Origin of the sequence: Acinetobacter sp. HA (genome assembly GCF_000264725.1) — a bacterium.
In the GTDB taxonomy this organism is placed as follows: Bacteria; Pseudomonadota; Gammaproteobacteria; order Pseudomonadales; family Moraxellaceae; genus Acinetobacter; species Acinetobacter schindleri.
The window spans coordinates 35,785-51,345 of record NZ_AJXD01000025.1 but is presented as its reverse complement, the minus strand read 5'-3'; the positions used below and the strand labels follow the sequence as shown (position 1 = coordinate 51,345).

Annotated in this window: 24 protein-coding genes, 1 tRNA gene and 1 pseudogene; 4 read left to right on the top strand and 22 right to left on the bottom strand. The window is 41.5% G+C overall.

What is annotated here, in order from left to right; translation table 11 throughout:
• Positions 1-50 precede the first annotated feature (50 nt).
• A pseudogene (locus HADU_RS06720) lies at positions 51-560 on the top strand (DUF3465 domain-containing protein).
• A 33-nt stretch (positions 561-593) separates the two neighbouring features.
• Here the strand turns inward: HADU_RS06720 and HADU_RS06715 are convergent.
• The 7 genes from HADU_RS06715 to HADU_RS06685 form a co-directional block, all read right to left on the bottom strand.
• The gene (locus HADU_RS06715) at positions 594-1,049 is read right to left on the bottom strand and encodes a DUF962 domain-containing protein (protein ID WP_008304678.1); all 456 of its coding nucleotides are present in this window, start codon (positions 1,047-1,049) and stop codon (positions 594-596) included.
• Between the two features lie 230 nt (positions 1,050-1,279).
• Complete coding sequence (locus tag HADU_RS06710; protein WP_004815231.1) at positions 1,280-1,891, bottom strand: septal ring lytic transglycosylase RlpA family protein; 612 nt, start codon at positions 1,889-1,891, stop codon at positions 1,280-1,282.
• 288 nt (positions 1,892-2,179) lie between these two features.
• Positions 2,180-3,181 carry a lytic murein transglycosylase B gene (gene mltB, locus HADU_RS06705; protein WP_008304675.1) on the bottom strand — a complete coding sequence of 334 codons (1,002 nt, stop codon included), beginning with the start codon at positions 3,179-3,181 and terminating at the stop codon, positions 2,180-2,182.
• Between the two features lie 295 nt (positions 3,182-3,476).
• The gene (locus HADU_RS06700) at positions 3,477-4,127 is read right to left on the bottom strand and encodes a hypothetical protein (RefSeq protein ID WP_004815234.1); all 651 of its coding nucleotides are present in this window, start codon (positions 4,125-4,127) and stop codon (positions 3,477-3,479) included.
• A gap of 19 nt (positions 4,128-4,146) precedes the next feature.
• On the bottom strand, positions 4,147-4,962 hold the full coding sequence (queF, locus tag HADU_RS06695; RefSeq protein ID WP_004815235.1) for an NADPH-dependent 7-cyano-7-deazaguanine reductase QueF: 816 nt from the start codon (positions 4,960-4,962) through the stop codon (positions 4,147-4,149).
• On the bottom strand, positions 4,962-5,735 hold the full coding sequence (locus HADU_RS06690) for an ABC transporter permease (RefSeq protein ID WP_004815236.1): 774 nt from the start codon (positions 5,733-5,735) through the stop codon (positions 4,962-4,964). Before HADU_RS06690 ends, queF begins: the two co-directional genes overlap by 1 nt.
• On the bottom strand, positions 5,732-6,667 hold the full coding sequence (locus HADU_RS06685) for an ABC transporter ATP-binding protein (protein WP_004815237.1): 936 nt from the start codon (positions 6,665-6,667) through the stop codon (positions 5,732-5,734). The genes HADU_RS06690 and HADU_RS06685 overlap by 4 nt, the downstream gene beginning before the upstream one ends.
• A 189-nt stretch (positions 6,668-6,856) precedes the next feature.
• On the opposite strand from HADU_RS06685, the gene HADU_RS06680 reads away from it, so the two are divergent.
• Positions 6,857-6,932, top strand: a tRNA-Arg gene (locus tag HADU_RS06680).
• Positions 6,933-7,013: 81 nt separating this feature from the next.
• Here the strand turns inward: HADU_RS06680 and HADU_RS06675 are convergent.
• The 15 genes from HADU_RS06675 to HADU_RS06605 all read right to left on the bottom strand — a co-directional run bounded on the left by HADU_RS06675 (position 7,014) and on the right by HADU_RS06605 (position 14,681).
• Positions 7,014-7,280, bottom strand: a complete 267-nt coding sequence (locus HADU_RS06675) for a hypothetical protein (protein WP_008304674.1) — start codon at positions 7,278-7,280, stop codon at positions 7,014-7,016.
• Positions 7,277-7,525, bottom strand: a complete 249-nt coding sequence (locus HADU_RS06670) for a hypothetical protein (protein WP_008304673.1) — start codon at positions 7,523-7,525, stop codon at positions 7,277-7,279. The genes HADU_RS06675 and HADU_RS06670 overlap by 4 nt, the downstream gene beginning before the upstream one ends.
• The gene (locus tag HADU_RS06665) at positions 7,522-7,836 is read right to left on the bottom strand and encodes a hypothetical protein (RefSeq protein WP_008304671.1); all 315 of its coding nucleotides are present in this window, start codon (positions 7,834-7,836) and stop codon (positions 7,522-7,524) included. Before HADU_RS06665 ends, HADU_RS06670 begins: the two co-directional genes overlap by 4 nt.
• The gene (locus tag HADU_RS06660; protein WP_008304670.1) at positions 7,829-8,080 is read right to left on the bottom strand and encodes a hypothetical protein; all 252 of its coding nucleotides are present in this window, start codon (positions 8,078-8,080) and stop codon (positions 7,829-7,831) included. Before HADU_RS06660 ends, HADU_RS06665 begins: the two co-directional genes overlap by 8 nt.
• On the bottom strand, positions 8,073-8,432 hold the full coding sequence (locus HADU_RS06655) for a hypothetical protein (RefSeq protein ID WP_008304668.1): 360 nt from the start codon (positions 8,430-8,432) through the stop codon (positions 8,073-8,075). The genes HADU_RS06660 and HADU_RS06655 overlap by 8 nt, the downstream gene beginning before the upstream one ends.
• Positions 8,429-8,662, bottom strand: coding sequence for a hypothetical protein (locus tag HADU_RS06650; protein WP_008304666.1), 234 nt, complete (start codon positions 8,660-8,662; stop codon positions 8,429-8,431). The genes HADU_RS06655 and HADU_RS06650 overlap by 4 nt, the downstream gene beginning before the upstream one ends.
• Positions 8,659-9,276 carry a lambda exonuclease family protein gene (locus HADU_RS06645; RefSeq protein ID WP_008304665.1) on the bottom strand — a complete coding sequence of 206 codons (618 nt, stop codon included), beginning with the start codon at positions 9,274-9,276 and terminating at the stop codon, positions 8,659-8,661. The genes HADU_RS06650 and HADU_RS06645 overlap by 4 nt, the downstream gene beginning before the upstream one ends.
• Complete coding sequence (bet, locus tag HADU_RS06640; RefSeq protein WP_008304663.1) at positions 9,257-10,117, bottom strand: phage recombination protein Bet; 861 nt, start codon at positions 10,115-10,117, stop codon at positions 9,257-9,259. The genes HADU_RS06645 and bet overlap by 20 nt, the downstream gene beginning before the upstream one ends.
• Before the next feature lie 11 nt (positions 10,118-10,128).
• Positions 10,129-11,136, bottom strand: coding sequence for a hypothetical protein (locus tag HADU_RS06635; protein ID WP_008304661.1), 1,008 nt, complete (start codon positions 11,134-11,136; stop codon positions 10,129-10,131).
• A gap of 1 nt (position 11,137) precedes the next feature.
• Positions 11,138-11,644, bottom strand: a complete 507-nt coding sequence (locus tag HADU_RS06630) for a hypothetical protein (RefSeq protein WP_008304660.1) — start codon at positions 11,642-11,644, stop codon at positions 11,138-11,140.
• A complete protein-coding gene (locus HADU_RS06625) occupies positions 11,641-11,841 on the bottom strand; it encodes a hypothetical protein (RefSeq protein WP_008304658.1) in 201 nt (66 codons plus the stop codon). Before HADU_RS06625 ends, HADU_RS06630 begins: the two co-directional genes overlap by 4 nt.
• Positions 11,838-12,155: a hypothetical protein gene (locus tag HADU_RS06620; protein WP_008304655.1), complete on the bottom strand. Its 318-nt coding sequence runs from the start codon at positions 12,153-12,155 to the stop codon at positions 11,838-11,840. Before HADU_RS06620 ends, HADU_RS06625 begins: the two co-directional genes overlap by 4 nt.
• Positions 12,148-12,543: a hypothetical protein gene (locus HADU_RS06615; RefSeq protein ID WP_008304652.1), complete on the bottom strand. Its 396-nt coding sequence runs from the start codon at positions 12,541-12,543 to the stop codon at positions 12,148-12,150. Before HADU_RS06615 ends, HADU_RS06620 begins: the two co-directional genes overlap by 8 nt.
• Positions 12,544-12,758: 215 nt before the next feature.
• Positions 12,759-13,928, bottom strand: a complete 1,170-nt coding sequence (locus HADU_RS06610; protein WP_008304651.1) for a type I restriction endonuclease — start codon at positions 13,926-13,928, stop codon at positions 12,759-12,761.
• Between the two features lie 51 nt (positions 13,929-13,979).
• Entirely contained in the window at positions 13,980-14,681 is a 702-nt protein-coding gene (locus HADU_RS06605; RefSeq protein WP_008304649.1) for a S24 family peptidase, read from the bottom strand.
• 111 nt (positions 14,682-14,792) lie between these two features.
• Between HADU_RS06605 and HADU_RS06600 the strand changes: the two genes are divergently transcribed.
• Positions 14,793-15,002: a Cro/CI family transcriptional regulator gene (locus tag HADU_RS06600; RefSeq protein WP_008304646.1), complete on the top strand. Its 210-nt coding sequence runs from the start codon at positions 14,793-14,795 to the stop codon at positions 15,000-15,002.
• A 51-nt stretch (positions 15,003-15,053) separates the two neighbouring features.
• The gene (locus tag HADU_RS06595) at positions 15,054-15,518 is read left to right on the top strand and encodes a phage regulatory CII family protein (RefSeq protein ID WP_008304644.1); all 465 of its coding nucleotides are present in this window, start codon (positions 15,054-15,056) and stop codon (positions 15,516-15,518) included.
• Positions 15,519-15,561: the final 43 nt, after the last annotated feature.

Genomic DNA, 15,561 nt, shown 5'->3' with positions numbered 1-15,561 from the left:
TTTAATGGGGCTTTTTTTATGATTAAGTCATTACTGATCAGGGGAGAATGATGGCAAATAAAGCAAATATAGGGATTGGGGCAGTCATCGTACTACTGGTTGCTGCTTATTTGGGACTTGATCTTTCTGAGTCCAGGCAACAGACCAATACTTTCACACCTGTACAGGAAGCTACTGAACAACATAAACAGCAGCCTGATCGTGCAAATATTAATACGGTAGATACGGGTATTGCACGTATACAACAGGCTTATTAGCAAAGACAAAGTGATATTCAAGTTCAAGGTGCGGGTGAGGTGACTGCGATATTAAAAGATGATAATAAAGGATCTCGTCATCAGAAGTTTATTTTAGAACTAAACAATGGCCATACCGTGCTAGTGGCTCATAATATTGATCTGGCACCGCGTATTTCAAATATTCAAAAAGGCGACGTGGTCGAATTTTTTGGTGAATATGAATATAGCGAAAAAGGTGGGGTCATTCATTGGACCCATCATGATCCAAGCCGAAAACATGTTGATGGCTGGTTAAAACATCAAGGAAGAACCTATCAATAAGGTCCTTCCCATGAAGGAAAATGAGAAATAGCGCTAAATGCGCTTCATTTCGCTTATTTGGCGACTTTTCCAAAAAGGAATTAGTTTGCCTAGATAGGCATCCATGCACCAAATCGGGCCAATAAGAAGGAATTGGAGGTCTTTAAAAAAAGAAGGCTTTTTCCCTTCCACTTTATGGCCATAAAACTGGCCAACCCAGGCAAAAACAAATAGCCCGATATAAAAACCGACGCCAACTGGCAGGATCCAGATCAACCAGGCCATAACTAAAGTCAGTGCTGCCATAGCAACCGCCAATACAATATCAAGACGCGTATAAAAGATCATCGCCAAGACAACCAATAATGCAGTGAGTAATGCACTGAAGTGAGCAAGAATACCGATAATAGAAAAATAGATGGCGGGAACGCAGACCCAGTGGATCAGCTTGTTAGTCTTGTTCTGATGACTGTCGCTGTATTCATCAAACCATTCCGTTACAGTTTTCATTTTCCACTCCTGCTGCTTCTATTTCTTAAAATATAAAGCAGAACAGGGTGGTGGTCAAAACGCACTCGTCAGGAAGTCAGCTTACTGGAGAAAGACCAATAGACGAGCAGGGTGGATAAGAGCAGTAACAGTACACCTGAAATAAGTTCTAATTTAAGCACAGCAAATCATTCCATAAAAAAAGCCACATTATCTGTGGCTTTTGGTCAAATGCGTTAATAAGCTAAATCTTAAGAGTTTGGCCCTTGTACACGCTCAATACTAACTTTGGCAGTACCCGCATTGGTGATACCAATTTGCTTGGCTGCACCATAAGATAAATCAAGTACACGGTTGCCATGGAATGGACCACGGTCATTTACTTTCACTACCACACTCTTACCATTGTTCTTGTTAGTCACACGAATGTAACAATTCAATGGGAGGCTGCGGTGAGCTGCAGTCATTCCGTTCATGTCGAAAGTTTCGCCGCTAGCCGTTTTACGACCGTGGAACTGACGACCATACCAAGATGCTGTACCAGTCTGGCTGAATTTACGAACTGTGTTGGAAGCAACAGTGTTCAGTTTTTCAATCACTGAAGGCTCATCTTCAGGGATTTCAATTTTAGCTGCAATCGTTTCACGACGAACTTTATCGCCAGAACGCTCAGTGATTGAAAGGCTGTTTAAATTTGTAAAGTTTGAATTGAAGCTTTGAGCTTCACGATTCAGAACACGTGTGGCAACACGCGAACGGTCATTATCATTATTTAATGATGATGACTGGACCAATTCTGCCTGCGACTGCGTCAGTGTGACGGTCGTGGCAATGGCCATTAAGTATTTGATTGAAGAATGCATCGAATCAACTCCTAGCAGCGGGTTCAAAAGGTTAATCTAAAGTGCTGAAAAACCAAGTAAACGAGCCTGATATTTAACTTATGCAACTACATTTGACGAAATGGATAATATTCATGCCGGCAATAGCCTGTCTAGTCTTTAATTAAAATAGTCTTGAAAAGAACGTAAAATAAACAATAATTGGTTAAAAAATAACCATAATTGTAACAAGGTATGAAAAAAGTCCAAAATTTGAACTGTTTCTCATAAATATTTGTTGACTTTTGTGTCTTGCGGTAAATAAGAGTCTTATCGACTCACGATTTCTGTACCTAACAACCACAAAGCAGTGGCGTACATTCGGCTGCGATTATAGGTGGTAATCACCTGAAAATTTGGATAAGTAATATAGTAAATCGGCCCATAATTTTCTTGCAATTGAATGACATTGACCAAATCCAGATCGTCGATTTTTACGATCGGATTCATAGGACTAATTCCTTGAGTTTTTAATACACCATAGGGTGTTGGCTGGGTTAGGTCCTTGGCAATTATTGCATCCGGATTTGAACCAGCATAACGTGCAGGGAAAGCAATTGGCTGGTTGCGTTGCCAGCCATGCTGAGCCAGATAATTGGCAATTGAACCAATAGCGTCCACAGCAGAGTTACGAAGATCAATATGACCATTGCCATCATAGTCGACACCAAACTTGGGAATATTGCTTGGCATAAACTGAGGATAACCGATCGCACCGGCATAAGAACCCACTACGGAGTTGGTTGGCACCCCATCTTTATATGACCAGGCAATCAGAGCAGAAAGCTCATCCTGAAAGTATTCATTGCGGCGATCACCATTAAATCCAAGAGTGGCTAATGCATCACGGATGATAAAAGAACCTTTGTTGCTACCAAAACCGGTTTCTACTCCCAGAATCCCAAGAATAATCGCCTGTGGTACACCAAACTGCTGTTCAGCACGATTCAGGGTATCGGCATACTGCTGTTTAAAACGTACACCACGCTGAATGGTACTTTCAGCCAGAAAATTGGTTTTATAGCTATACCACGGTTTGCTTTCACCTGGACGGTTCATGATGCTCAGCACATTCGGCAAATTGCGTGTACCATTCATGGCCCAGTCAATCTGTTCATTACTTAAACCATACTGTTGCATGGTTTTGATTTTAAAAGCGGAATAAGAGGGATGCGTTTGGAAATCATTGGCTTGGCTAAAACTACTAAAACTTAGTGCAGCGAATACCAGAGAAAGTCGTTTAAGTTTTTTATAAAAATGTGGTTTTAACATCTGACAGTGATTTCCAATTTCATGAATGAGTTGGCAATAGGGGGCATCCTGCACTTCTATTTATGCCCGAAAAAAGAGGCAAAAAATCGATAAAATCTTGTAAACAGAACACAATTGCTCAGGACTATTAAAGATAACATTGACTGGATAATGACATCCAACTGCTTTGACAAAAAGAGACAAAGTATGGCTATTTTTAACGCATTTTTCTTGTGAAGATGCATTTACTGTAACAAGCTATTTCATTGGCAATAAAAAAGCCCGACATCAGCCAGACTTCTTTTATCAACTTATATTAAGAATAGAACAAAGTATCGTGGTATTCCGCCATTGCCTTTAGTTCATCCTTGTTTAATTTCAGGATGATTTTATCAGCAGCAATGTTGATTGCCTTGATCACTGCAGAAGCACCAATATCCGCCGCTTTACGTTTAATCATGCCCAGATCCAGGGTTTTGTTAAAATCCACCATGAAATGACGTACAGTCGCCTCACCAAACTCCTTATAGAGATTGCTCAAGGTCTGTTTGTCGATTTCATTGCCTGCTTTTACTTCAGCAAACTGGTACTTAAGGTTAGTGACCAGATTGGCATCCAGAGATTCACCGATACGGATGTTGCCTTCAGGATCCTTAAACAGACTGCGTTCAGAAAAGGCAATGGATTCACGTACCACCTCATTGGGAGCTTTGCCCAGTAACTGCTTGAGCAAGACTGTTACCGTGGACTTGATATATCCTGCCAGTTTTTCCGCAGTATCACGCTTATCACTTGCTGGGAACTTGCGTACAAGCTCAGTCAAAATGGCATCAATGATCTCATCATTGATCATTAATGCCGTTTTGTCACGAAGTGGATACAGCGGTTCGCTGGAGTTTTTATTTTTCTGTGCAGTCTGAATTGTATTTAAAAGTTCTGCTGAAGGAATAAATCCAAAAAAAGGCATCGTTAAACCTCAATGTTTCTTATTGTCGCGCTAAACGAATAGGGCGAGGCATCCATGTGAAGTCCGATACACGGCAAGGGTTGATATCCAATCCACCACGGCGTGTATAGGTCGCATATACCATCAGCTTTTCCGGTTTTAGATTTTGCCAGATATCGGCAAATATCTGTTCCACACATTGTTCGTGGAAACCGTTGTGCTGACGATACGAAATAATATAAGCCAATATGCTCTTATAACAAGGTTTTTTACCTTGATAGCGTATAAATACTGTACCCCAGTCTGGTTGTCCAGTGACTGGACAGTTACTTCTTAATAAATGTGAATAAAGCTGAACTTCGACATTTTCATCAATTTTATTATCTAGAGCCAATAACGTCGCATCAGGATGATTTTCCAGACGTTCTGGGATCAGTTCATCCAGGCAGATTCCTTCAGGCTTGGCAATGTCCAGCTCATCTATATGGAACAGATCTAGCTTTACGTCCGCTTCAGCGGCTTTAGATAAATCCTGTTCGACTGTCGCAATAAAAGCTGCTTTAGACTCAAACTTGGCAAAATTCAGACTGTTGAAATACAGCTTAAGAGATTTGGATTCGATCAAATTTGGAGAAGATGCGGGTAAAGTCATTCGACCAATTGCGACCTGTGGTACACCGGCAGCATTTAACCAAGATATTTCAAAAATATGCCACCAGTCCGTACCTTGTTGAATAGCTTCAATATGAGCATATTTCTCACGCGCAGGTGCACGTGAAATTGGGTACAGAATCTCCGGTTGATATTCTGTTGGATAGTTGGTGTCTTTACCAAGAAGAGAATGTTCTACACTCATTATTCACGCATTCCTGAACCACGAGACAATAAATAGTAAGCAATACCGTATAACACAGCACACCAGAAGGTAATCACAGCCAATGAAATGGAAACATTGACATCGCTATGACCTAAAATGCCGAAACGGAATGCGTTCACCATATAGACGATCGGGTTAATTAAAGAGAGATTTTGCCAAAAAGGGCTTAAAACACTGATGGCATAGAATACACCACCTAAATAAGTCAGGGGAGTCAGCACAAAAGTGGGGATAATCGAGATGTCATCAAAGGATTTGGCATATACCGCATTAATAAAGCCACCCAATGAAAACAGTAGCGAAGTAACGAGTACTGTATATATAGTGACGAACCAGTTAGTAATATATAAGTCAGTAAAAAATAGACTCATGCTGGTCACAATAATTGCCACCAAAATACCACGTGCCACGCCACCTAGAACATAGCCCCACAGGATTGCATGTAGCGGTACCGGACTCATAATCAGTTCTTCAATGCTCTTTTGAAATTTAGAGCTAAAGAAGCTGGAAGATACGTTGGCATAACTGTTGGTAATAACCGCCATCATGATCAAACCGGGCACAATGAACTGCATATAGCTAAAGCCGCCCATTTCTCCAATCCGTGAACCCACCAGATTACCAAAAATCACGAAATATAAAGTCATGGTAATGGCAGGTGGAAGTAGGGTTTGGGGCCAGATCCGCATAAAGCGGCGGATTTCTTTATAAATGATGGTATAGAGGGCAACGCCAAGCTGATTTAAATTCATTGCGCAGCTCCATTGAGGTTTTTCTCAACCATTTTCACAAACAATTCTTCAAGACGGTTGGATTTGTTACGCATACTACGTACTTGGATATTCTGTGCTTCGAGTAACTGGAACAGTTCATTCATACTATGTGCTTTATCTAAAGTGACTTCCAATGTCATTGGATCGACCAGATTAAACTTCACCCCTATAATATCGAGCTGGAGAGGTTCGATTGGTTCAGCCAGATCGAAGATAAAGGATTCTTCATTTAGCTGATTGAGGAAGTTCTTCATGGTGGTGTCTTCTTTAATAACACCACGGTCAATGATTGCAATCCGGCGACACAGCATCTCTGCTTCTTCTAAGTAGTGAGTGGTCAGAATGATTGATGTACCTTTATTGTTCATCTCATTCAGAAAGTCCCACATCGAGCGACGCAGCTCGATATCGACACCCGCCGTTGGTTCATCCAGAATTAACAGTTTTGGTTCATGCATCATGGCACGGGCGATCATCAGACGACGTTTCATCCCGCCTGAAAGCATACGTGCCTGTGTAGCGCGTTTTTCCCACAAACCCAGTTTGTTTAAATATTCTTCAGCACGTTCTTGAGCAATTTTCTTTGGAATACCGTAATAACCCGCCTGTGTAACAAGGATGTCGAACGTTTTCTCGAACTGGGAGAAGTTGAATTCTTGTGGTACTACGCCTAAACACTGTTTCGCTTCAGAAGGGTGAGTATCCAAGTTGTGACCAAAAACCTCAACAGTCCCAGAGGTTTTTCTTGTTAAGGAACTAATGATGCCGATGGTTGTAGATTTACCTGCACCATTCGGGCCGAGCAGGGCATAAAACTCACCCTCTGGTACATCCAGATTAATACCTTTTAATGCTTGAAAGCCATTGTGATAGGTCTTTGACAAATCCCTTAAGGTCAATGCATCAGTCATGGAGATCTCAAATGGTGAAAAATTGAGATATTGTGAGTGATCTGTATAAATAAGCCAAGTGATTGAGTGGGAATTCTTTTATAAAGGTGTGAGAAGATTGTTCAAAGCGTAGTCACTAAAATTACTAGCTTATATATAGTTGTTTACCTTATGCGATTTTTTGTTATGATGTGCGCACTCCTCATATAAGCGCTCATAGCTCAACTGGATAGAGTACAGGTCTCCGAAGCCTGTGGCGTGGGTTCGAGTCCCGCTGAGCGCACCACTACTACTTATAAAATCAATAACTTGTAATACCTTTGGCGTAATTCTGGCGTAATCCATATTTTAATCAAGAAAAACCCCGCTATATTTTGCGGGGTCTGCCTACTGCTTTTTTTAAATCTTCCGGCCTACTTTCTAGCCAGTCAGATAATTTTTTTAAATTCCATCTTCGACCTTTTGTGGTTTCTGTGATGTACCTTGGTTTTGGAAAACCTTTTAAGCAAATAATGGATGCCTTGAAATGCACACCACCATATCCTAAAAATTCTGCCGCCTGATCATCTGTCAACCAAATGTCTGAAGGTGGCAGGGCAACAACCAAGCTGCCCATATTTGCCATTGCTGTCATTGATTCACCTCCATACAACTCTCTACATCCGCAATGGCTCTTTTCAGGTATTTCTTGTGGCGACTAACCTTTACCGCCACCTTGGCATCAGCCAAACCACCCCAACTTGCCACCAACTCATGACTTTCAACAAGGCGTTTTAGGTCATCCCAAAGATACTCATATTCACCCAAGCCAAATGGGCTTTCAATCATGACTTTTGTGTCATTCCAGCCATGCTTTTTAAAAAACTCATTCGCTTTCAAGACACTTCTCCCAAAGCTAACACCACACCGCTCGGCAACTTATTCAAATAGCAGGTGAATAGGTGATACAACTTATCCGCATTACTTTCATCTACCGTGATAATCCCACCAGTACCACTTTTAACTCGTTGACGTGACCAGCCGCGCATGTGATATGTGAACTCATTGTCATAATCCACTGCATTTAAAATCGCATTGAATGAGCCAACATCACCGGGAGACCATGTTTCGTTGTATGGCTTGTCTTTGGCCACAAGGTTGTCGATCTGGAGCTGGGCGAACTGAATGTTAGTTAGTTGAATTTCAGTCATTTCGATCTACCTTAACTTGAACAACACCACCACAAGAAAAATGCGCATTACTAGTCATATCTTTCGCACCATCATCTTTCCAAGTGAAGCTATCAAATACAGCGTCAGTCACAGGGATTTCAAAAGCCACCATTTGAGCATGCATCAATTTCAAACCATCTTTTAACTCATCCAAGCAATCATCAACTCGATCCACAGGGATATTCAGCAGGTCTTTAAGGCTTGTAATCTTGTATTCAGTCATTGGCCGGCTCCTGTGATATACCTAGCGCCATCAACTTGAGTGCAACCTGCTGCCACATTTCACGCACTTCATTTGTTTTACTTTCAGTATGTGTTGCTAGGTCAACTGCATTTATAGCAATGGTTAGTTCGAGTAGGTCTTTCTGACTAACAACCACAAACCCTTCCGGCACCGCTTGAGCTTTGGCTGCTTGCCAAATTGCTCGACCCGCAACTTCAATAATGTCTCTAACTTCTTCTTTTGGTAGAAGCTCTACTGACTCAAATAGTTTTTGCATATTGGTTTTTAGCCAATCATCGTATTCTGGGTATGTGTTTTGAATACCCATCCCACCACCTTCTTTAATTTTCATGCTGCCACCAATTTTTCATAAAATGATTCAATGGTTTCGCTTTCAAAAACAAAATATTCAAACTCGGAGCTATTGATCATGTGGACCATGATGCCCTGAACCTCTCTTATTGGATCACTGAATGGAGAATCATCAGCTTCTTTTGAATAACCAACAGTTACAAGGTTTTCAGTAACGGATTTAATCTGCTCAATATTCAAAATCTTGTTTTCAATTTTTAAGAATTTCATGCTGCCACCTTCTGCGGATCCAACTCAGCAATGATCTGGTCAATTTTTTGATTGAACCGAATCACTGACTGCTCAATACCCGCAATATCCAAGTCCTCTGCAAATACACGGATAACCACCAGTTGCAAATGCTCAGGCAGGCGAGGGTCATAGCTCACAAAGTCACACCACTTGCGACGAGTACAAGCCAATTGCCAGGTGATCTGTGGCACATATTCAGCAGGCACCTCTTTAGTTAAAACGGTATTCAGGTGAGTTTGAGAGCTTGGACATTTAGCCTCAATTTGCCCATCTTTACCCACCAACCCATCAGGACTAGCACCACTCATTTTGATAACCGGATGATCAATCAGACCTGTTCCAACTACAAAATTACCGGTTTCATTTTCATACGCAGCAATCGCATAAGGCTCTTGATCAATACCCCATTGCATTAGGCTTGTGGTTTTAGTTTCCTCCTGAACGCCAGTAAGGCGCTCAGTCAGAATAGTTAAGGTTAGGGCATTGTGTGCTTTGCCTTTAATTGGCTTGGCATCGATATCCTTGATTCGGCTTGCAGTGATTTTTCCGCACCGGTCTGCATGCCAGTCTTCACTACGCTGGTGAATGGTCATAGGTTTCTCCTTGGCGTGATAAGGCTTGATCCGCAAGTTCAGCAACCTGTTTTAAAGCAACTGAATGAGTGGTCCAGAAGTATTTTTTACAATCACCTTTGGGTAAGGCTGTAAATGCAACCTGCAAGCGCTCTGAGCCGTGTTGAGCTTCATTTTGCAGTGCTGCTAAATGATCAGCTTCAAAGTTAGCGTAACCATCAGGGATAACACTTTCATCAACACCTTGAATAGTTTTCATTGTTTGGCTTTCAATGATGCGCTCAGCCTCATCTTGGTCATAAATGCCAGAGTATCCAAAAGCGATACGAGCACATTGAATTAAGGCTTTATGGCGCAGAAAGCGCTTAGGGTGTGTCTGCCAAGGCCCATCAATCTGATAGTTATTTTTAACAAATGGCTTTCTATAAACCTCATCCAGGTATTCGCGAATTACGATAGGTTGCGCACGATCCTTTCGGTAAATCACGCATTCAACCCATTCATGAGCGTCAGCTTTTGCCCCCTCCATGCGAATCATATTGTCTGAATAGCGGTAGTCAATACCATCCAGACTTGGGTTGCTGTTAATGATTCGCGACCAACCGTCAACACCAACAACTGGAATGATTCCTTTTTTGTCCGGGAATGCATAAATCTCTTTTGTCCATGGATTTAGTTTGTATTGTCCAGCGACAATTAGCAGCGCACCCATCTGTTCACGAGTTATTTGAGCATCAGACTTAAACGCAGTCTGCATTAAGGTTTGCTCAAGTTCAGCCGGATCTACATTGTGCAAGCCCAACATTTCAGACAATTGATTAATTTGAGCTGTGATTAAATTTGCTTGTACTGGTGCATTCATATTCTTATTCCTTAGTATTTGATTGACACGTGCGGGATTTGGTTTTTAGCGATTGCTGCAATTATTTTTTTAGCTGCCGCTTCATCAAAACCTTGCTCTTTAAGAGCCATAAGCACTTCATTGTTAATCCAGCGACGATGCTCCTTATCAGCCAAACGTGCTTCTTCAGCCTTACGTTCAGCCTCAGCCTGAGCAAACTGTTCAGCTTCAATACGCTTACGTTCATTTTCAGCAGCCTGCACAGCACGTAACTCAGCAGCTTCTTTTTCAGCTTTCAATCGAGCTTCACGCTGTTCTGCTTCACGCTTTTCACGTTGAACACGTTCAGCTTCAAAACGTGCTTTTTCTTCTGCTTCGCGAGTGGCTTTTTCAGCAGCTTCACGGGCAATTTGAGCTTCACGTTCTTGTTGCTGGCGAAGTATTTCAGCTTGACGCAGGCGCTCTAATTCAGCTTGTTCAGCTTCGTATTTTTCGCGTGTCACCAATGCCTTGCGTAGTACTTCCAGTGTTTCAAATTTGGCAAGCTTGGCTTGTTCTTCGTATTCCTCAAGGGATGAGTCAATATTCTTTCCTTCAACAAAAGTAATGCGATTCTTTAAACCGCCAGAGTCGACCTCATTTGCATAATCAGCAGCTTCTTTGATTTCAGCGATAAACTGCTCATGCTTCGCCACACGATCCTTTTCAGCCTGCTCCCAAGCATCGCGCGGTGCCAAGATTTCATTGCGAAGTTCATCAAATTTCTTAACAGTCGCAATGCGGTCATCATCAATAACTTTGATTTGGGCCTTTTGCTCAGCAACCAATCCTTTTCCACACTTCTCAATAAAGGTCTTGGATTTGCTGATTTTCAGGGCGAGTGAACCAATCTGATCGCGGCCTTTTTTAGTGGTTACATCTGGAACATGCGAACGCGCTTCTTGAGCAATACGCTCGAATAGTTCAGTGGTGCCGCCTGGTGTCTTAAATGCAGCAACAACAATATTTTGGTCTGCAATTTCTAATTCGAATTTTTCCATCTCAAACCACCTCTTCAAATAGTTGTTCCGCGTATTCATTCACAAGACGCTGTAATTCCTTAATTTGCTCATCCGTCAGCGCAAATGTCTGACCTTCCTCAGCTTCAAAATTAAAGACATCCAGCAGAGTCACAGGTGTATCTTTCACCACAAGCCAAGAATCAATATCCACCGGCTCGGCATATCGCATATCACCATTCTGACTACGCATTTGCGTCATCGTGTGAGGTAATACAGCCATTGAACAATCAGCCGTTGCATACAGGTTTTCACCAATCTGACGATACAAACCAAAAGTCAGCACGTTATCTTCAATCGAAATATCCAGATCCACTTTGAAGCTCGGCAGGTCTGAGAAGTACAAATCACGGGTGAAATCTTCATTCACCTTGCAGTCAATTACCTTGGTGCTATGACCATCACGGCACAGGAATAAAGACTGATTTCCGATGTGGCTGATAGGTCGCATTGCTGCACCACATCCACAGAATTGAGCTATTGCGTTCATGCTGGCACCTCATTCATTTCTTTTTTGCAGTCAGCAACAGCCTCCTTAAGAAGCGTGAGAGCGCAGTTTTCAGGGAGTGAAACGCACATTTTTAGAAGTGACATAGCATTTTTTGCTTTAGCAGTTCTGCTGTGCATCATGTGTTTCGCAACTGCTTGATCAATGCCAGCATATTGCTCGATTTGAAATTGATTCACTTCACACCCCCAACAATCGCAGCATTAATCTTTTCAATCTCATAACGATCAACGTATGCATTAACCGCTTCCTCATGACGTACGACATTAAGAATGTCTAAGAACTCGACTGAGCCATCATCCAAGGCATACTCGACATAGATGTTGTAATCATCAGCTTTGACAGTAGCAACACAGATCTGATTGCAATTTACGCTTTGAACTTCGTATTGCTTTGCAGCGATGTCGACTTGCGGCTGATCTTCGATAGATTCAGCTTGGGCAAGGCAGCCTGATAGCGTTAGGGCTAAAGGTAGTAGGAGGAATTTATTCATGGCTGCCTCCGAATATTTGACGAAGCGCTGCAACGACTTGCTTTATTTCTTCTTCGGTGCGCCACACTCCAAATTGAAAAACATGTTTTTCAAAAGTCGGATATTTACACTCCATATAGCCTTGCGCTAGAAAGTTAACAGGAATAAAAATCGTCTCACCATCTTTCGGTTCAAAAGGCGCAGGAACTTCAATCCCATTGACGGTAATAGTGCGTGGTTTTAGTCGGAATCGCCCCTTAAAACAAAGTAATTCTCCAACAGTCCATTGAGTTGAGTCATACCAATTCATATCACCAGGTGCTTGTAGTTCAACTTCCTCGCCATTCGCTAAAGCAATCAGCGCATCTTTCCCGCTAATCAACTTGCCTTCATCAACTTTTGTATTCATAATAATTTCACTCACAGTTTAGGGTGTGGGTCAGGCCTCAGGTAGTTCGCGCTACGCTGGGGCTTTTTTTACTTGATGATTAAAGCATACTTTAATAAATAGATTATGTAAAGCACACTTTAATTATATTTATAAACTTTGCTTTAATTTGTGATTTGATAGATAAAAGAAAACCCGCATATAGCGGGTTTGGTAAAGCTTATTATTAACAGTTACTAACTAGAAGCGCGTTTGAAATTTTCATCATTCATGCAATATTCAAGACTATCCCTTAGAATGCCTACCATTCGATAAATGTGTTCTGGCTTTTCTATAAAGATTTGACCATTGTTTTGAACCTCCAGGCCAGCGCGTTCCAGTTCAGTTTTGCGCGCTTCATCAACCGACACATTAAACTGAATAGTAGGACGCTTGCGATTCACGTCATATCTAAACAACCATCTATTATTTTTATTTTGATATAGAACAGAGTAATAGCTCTCAGTATCACGCCCTTCAATCTCAACTCCTGGGAATAACTCCGTCACAATACGCAGTAAATCTTGCTCATCCTTTGTGGTGATGATTTTTTCATTGTCGGGATGCACAATAAAATCGGACTCTGGTATTACCTGATTCACTTCAGGTTGATTTTCAGTCGGTTTCTGCTCAATTGGCTGTGCGGTAATAATTGTTGGTGAGGATAGGCCTTTAACGACTGTATCACTAATAGCCTGCTGTACCGCTTGCTGAACAAATGGTTGTATGGATTCAAGAAACTTAGTATTCAATTGGCGTTGTATGCTTGCTTGTTGTGCAACATATCTTACAAAATCAATATCAACTTCATTAATACTTTTCTTAATTACAGTTTTAAATTGCTGGATATATTGATTTTCTTCTGCAAAAAATCTTAACTTTTCCGCATGAAAGTTGTCATGTTTAAATTCCGCTAACTGTGTCAGATCTTCAGGGTCAGCTTTTGTAAAATCAATTGTTAGAAATGGCTTTTCATCCATAACATTAGTGTTGATTAGATCTGTAAAAAATCTCCACTCACGACCATTTGTAATAGCACCAATAGTTACACCCAGGCTGCTGTTAAAATACCTTGATAGTTGTGGCGCATGATTGGTTAGATTTGCAACATAAGGCTTGGCTTCAATAAACATTACAGGCTGACCATTGCAATATAGCGCGTAATCTACACGCTCAGTTGCCTTAACTCCCGGGAAATCAGCTGCAAATTCCGCAAGAACTTTTGTGGGGTCATATGGATTAAAACCCAAAATATCCAATAAAGGTAATATCAGCGCTTGCTTCGTTGTCTCTTCCGTTGAGCAGTGGACACCTACTTTTTTTACATGCTCGATATGGTTTTTTAATCGTTGTACAAAATTATCCATAGTTTCCCCCTGGGATATTATCTTTACCTTAATTGGCAAATTACTTTTTAATTAAAGTTTTCTATATAGCCCGACAACTTTGCCCACCAAGCGACAATCTTCTGTTAGCTTAATAATTTGCTCAGGCCAATCAGGGTTAAGTGGTTGAAGATACTTATCACCACCTTCAATAATTAACTTTTTAAATGTCGCCTCGGTTTCACCACAGCAAGCAATAATTACCAAGTCATCTGTCTGTAAATCGAATGTCTGAATATCTGGATTTACATAAATACGATCACCTGGCTTAAAGTCTGGTTTCATGGAGTTCCCAACTACAACCAAACCGTAGCCATTTTTCCCACACTCTTTAATTGGTGGTAAATATTCCTCTACCTCCACATCTTTCAAGACAGTTTCAATAGACTCAAACGATCCAGCCGCAACCCAAGAAATAACAGGCACAGGGCGACCCTCAAGAGGGATTTTTTGAGATAAGTCGATATTGTTATCAAGTTTTTGATCACTTGATGCATCAAGCATTCCGTATTTTGGATCACCAGCCAACCAGTGAGGATTCACACCTAGAAACTGGGCAGCTTTAGCATTCTTAAAGCTATCGAGCGACTTTGTTTTGCCATTGATCCATTGGCCAACAGCAGCCACAGATGCCTCGCAATACTTGGCCATAGCAGCTCTGTCCAACTTCTTAAGTTTATTTTTGGACAAGAAGTGGGATATGGCTTGATTAATCCGATCCTCAAGAGTGCTCATATTAAAATTCACTTTAAATTTAAAGCCAGCTTACAACAATATTAATAAAGCTTGCTTGCAAAAATGTATTAAAGTACACTTTAATAATAAAGCATACTTTCGAGATTAGGCATGAGAGTACTTATCAAAACCAGCGACGCTCTTGATCATTTTAAAAATGCATCGCGCCTAGCTGAAGAAATTGGCATTACCCCTCAAGCGATTAATCAGTGGGGTGAATACGTTCCAGATCCCTCTGTTGGAAAAATCATGGCTGTTATACCGGGAATTTCCTACAGGATTGTTCGAGAAGTTCCCACGCAATCGCTCTTAACCGCTTAAACCAATTATTAAGCATTTGAATTTAAACAAATACGTTCAAAGGAATCATAAATGAACATAACGGACGCAGCATACAACACAGTGCACGATCACCCAGGCGGTGCATCAGCATTAGCCCCACGGATGGGGATCAAAAGCCCAGCCGTACTAAACAGCAAGGTAAATCCAAATACAGACACCCATCACTTAACACTTGCTGAAGCTTCAAAGCTTATGGCGCTGACTGGTGATTTCCGTATTTTGCAAGCTTTGTCTGCTGAACACGAGAAGGTGGCAATTGATTTACCTGAGATTCCTGAATGCCGTGATATGTCGCTGACAGACAAAGTGCTGTGCATCGGCATGAAGGGCGGTGATGTGATGAGCATGTTCCGCGAAATTATGGCAGATGGCCGTATCACTCAAGGTGAAGTGCGCGACATGTCTAAAGTGATTCACCAGATGCACATTGCATTAGCTGAGCTGGATAAACAAATCCAAGCTTGTATTGATAACCCAGAAACAGAAAAAGCCTGATTTACGAGATCAGGCTTTTCCGGTTGTTCACTAACTGACAGGA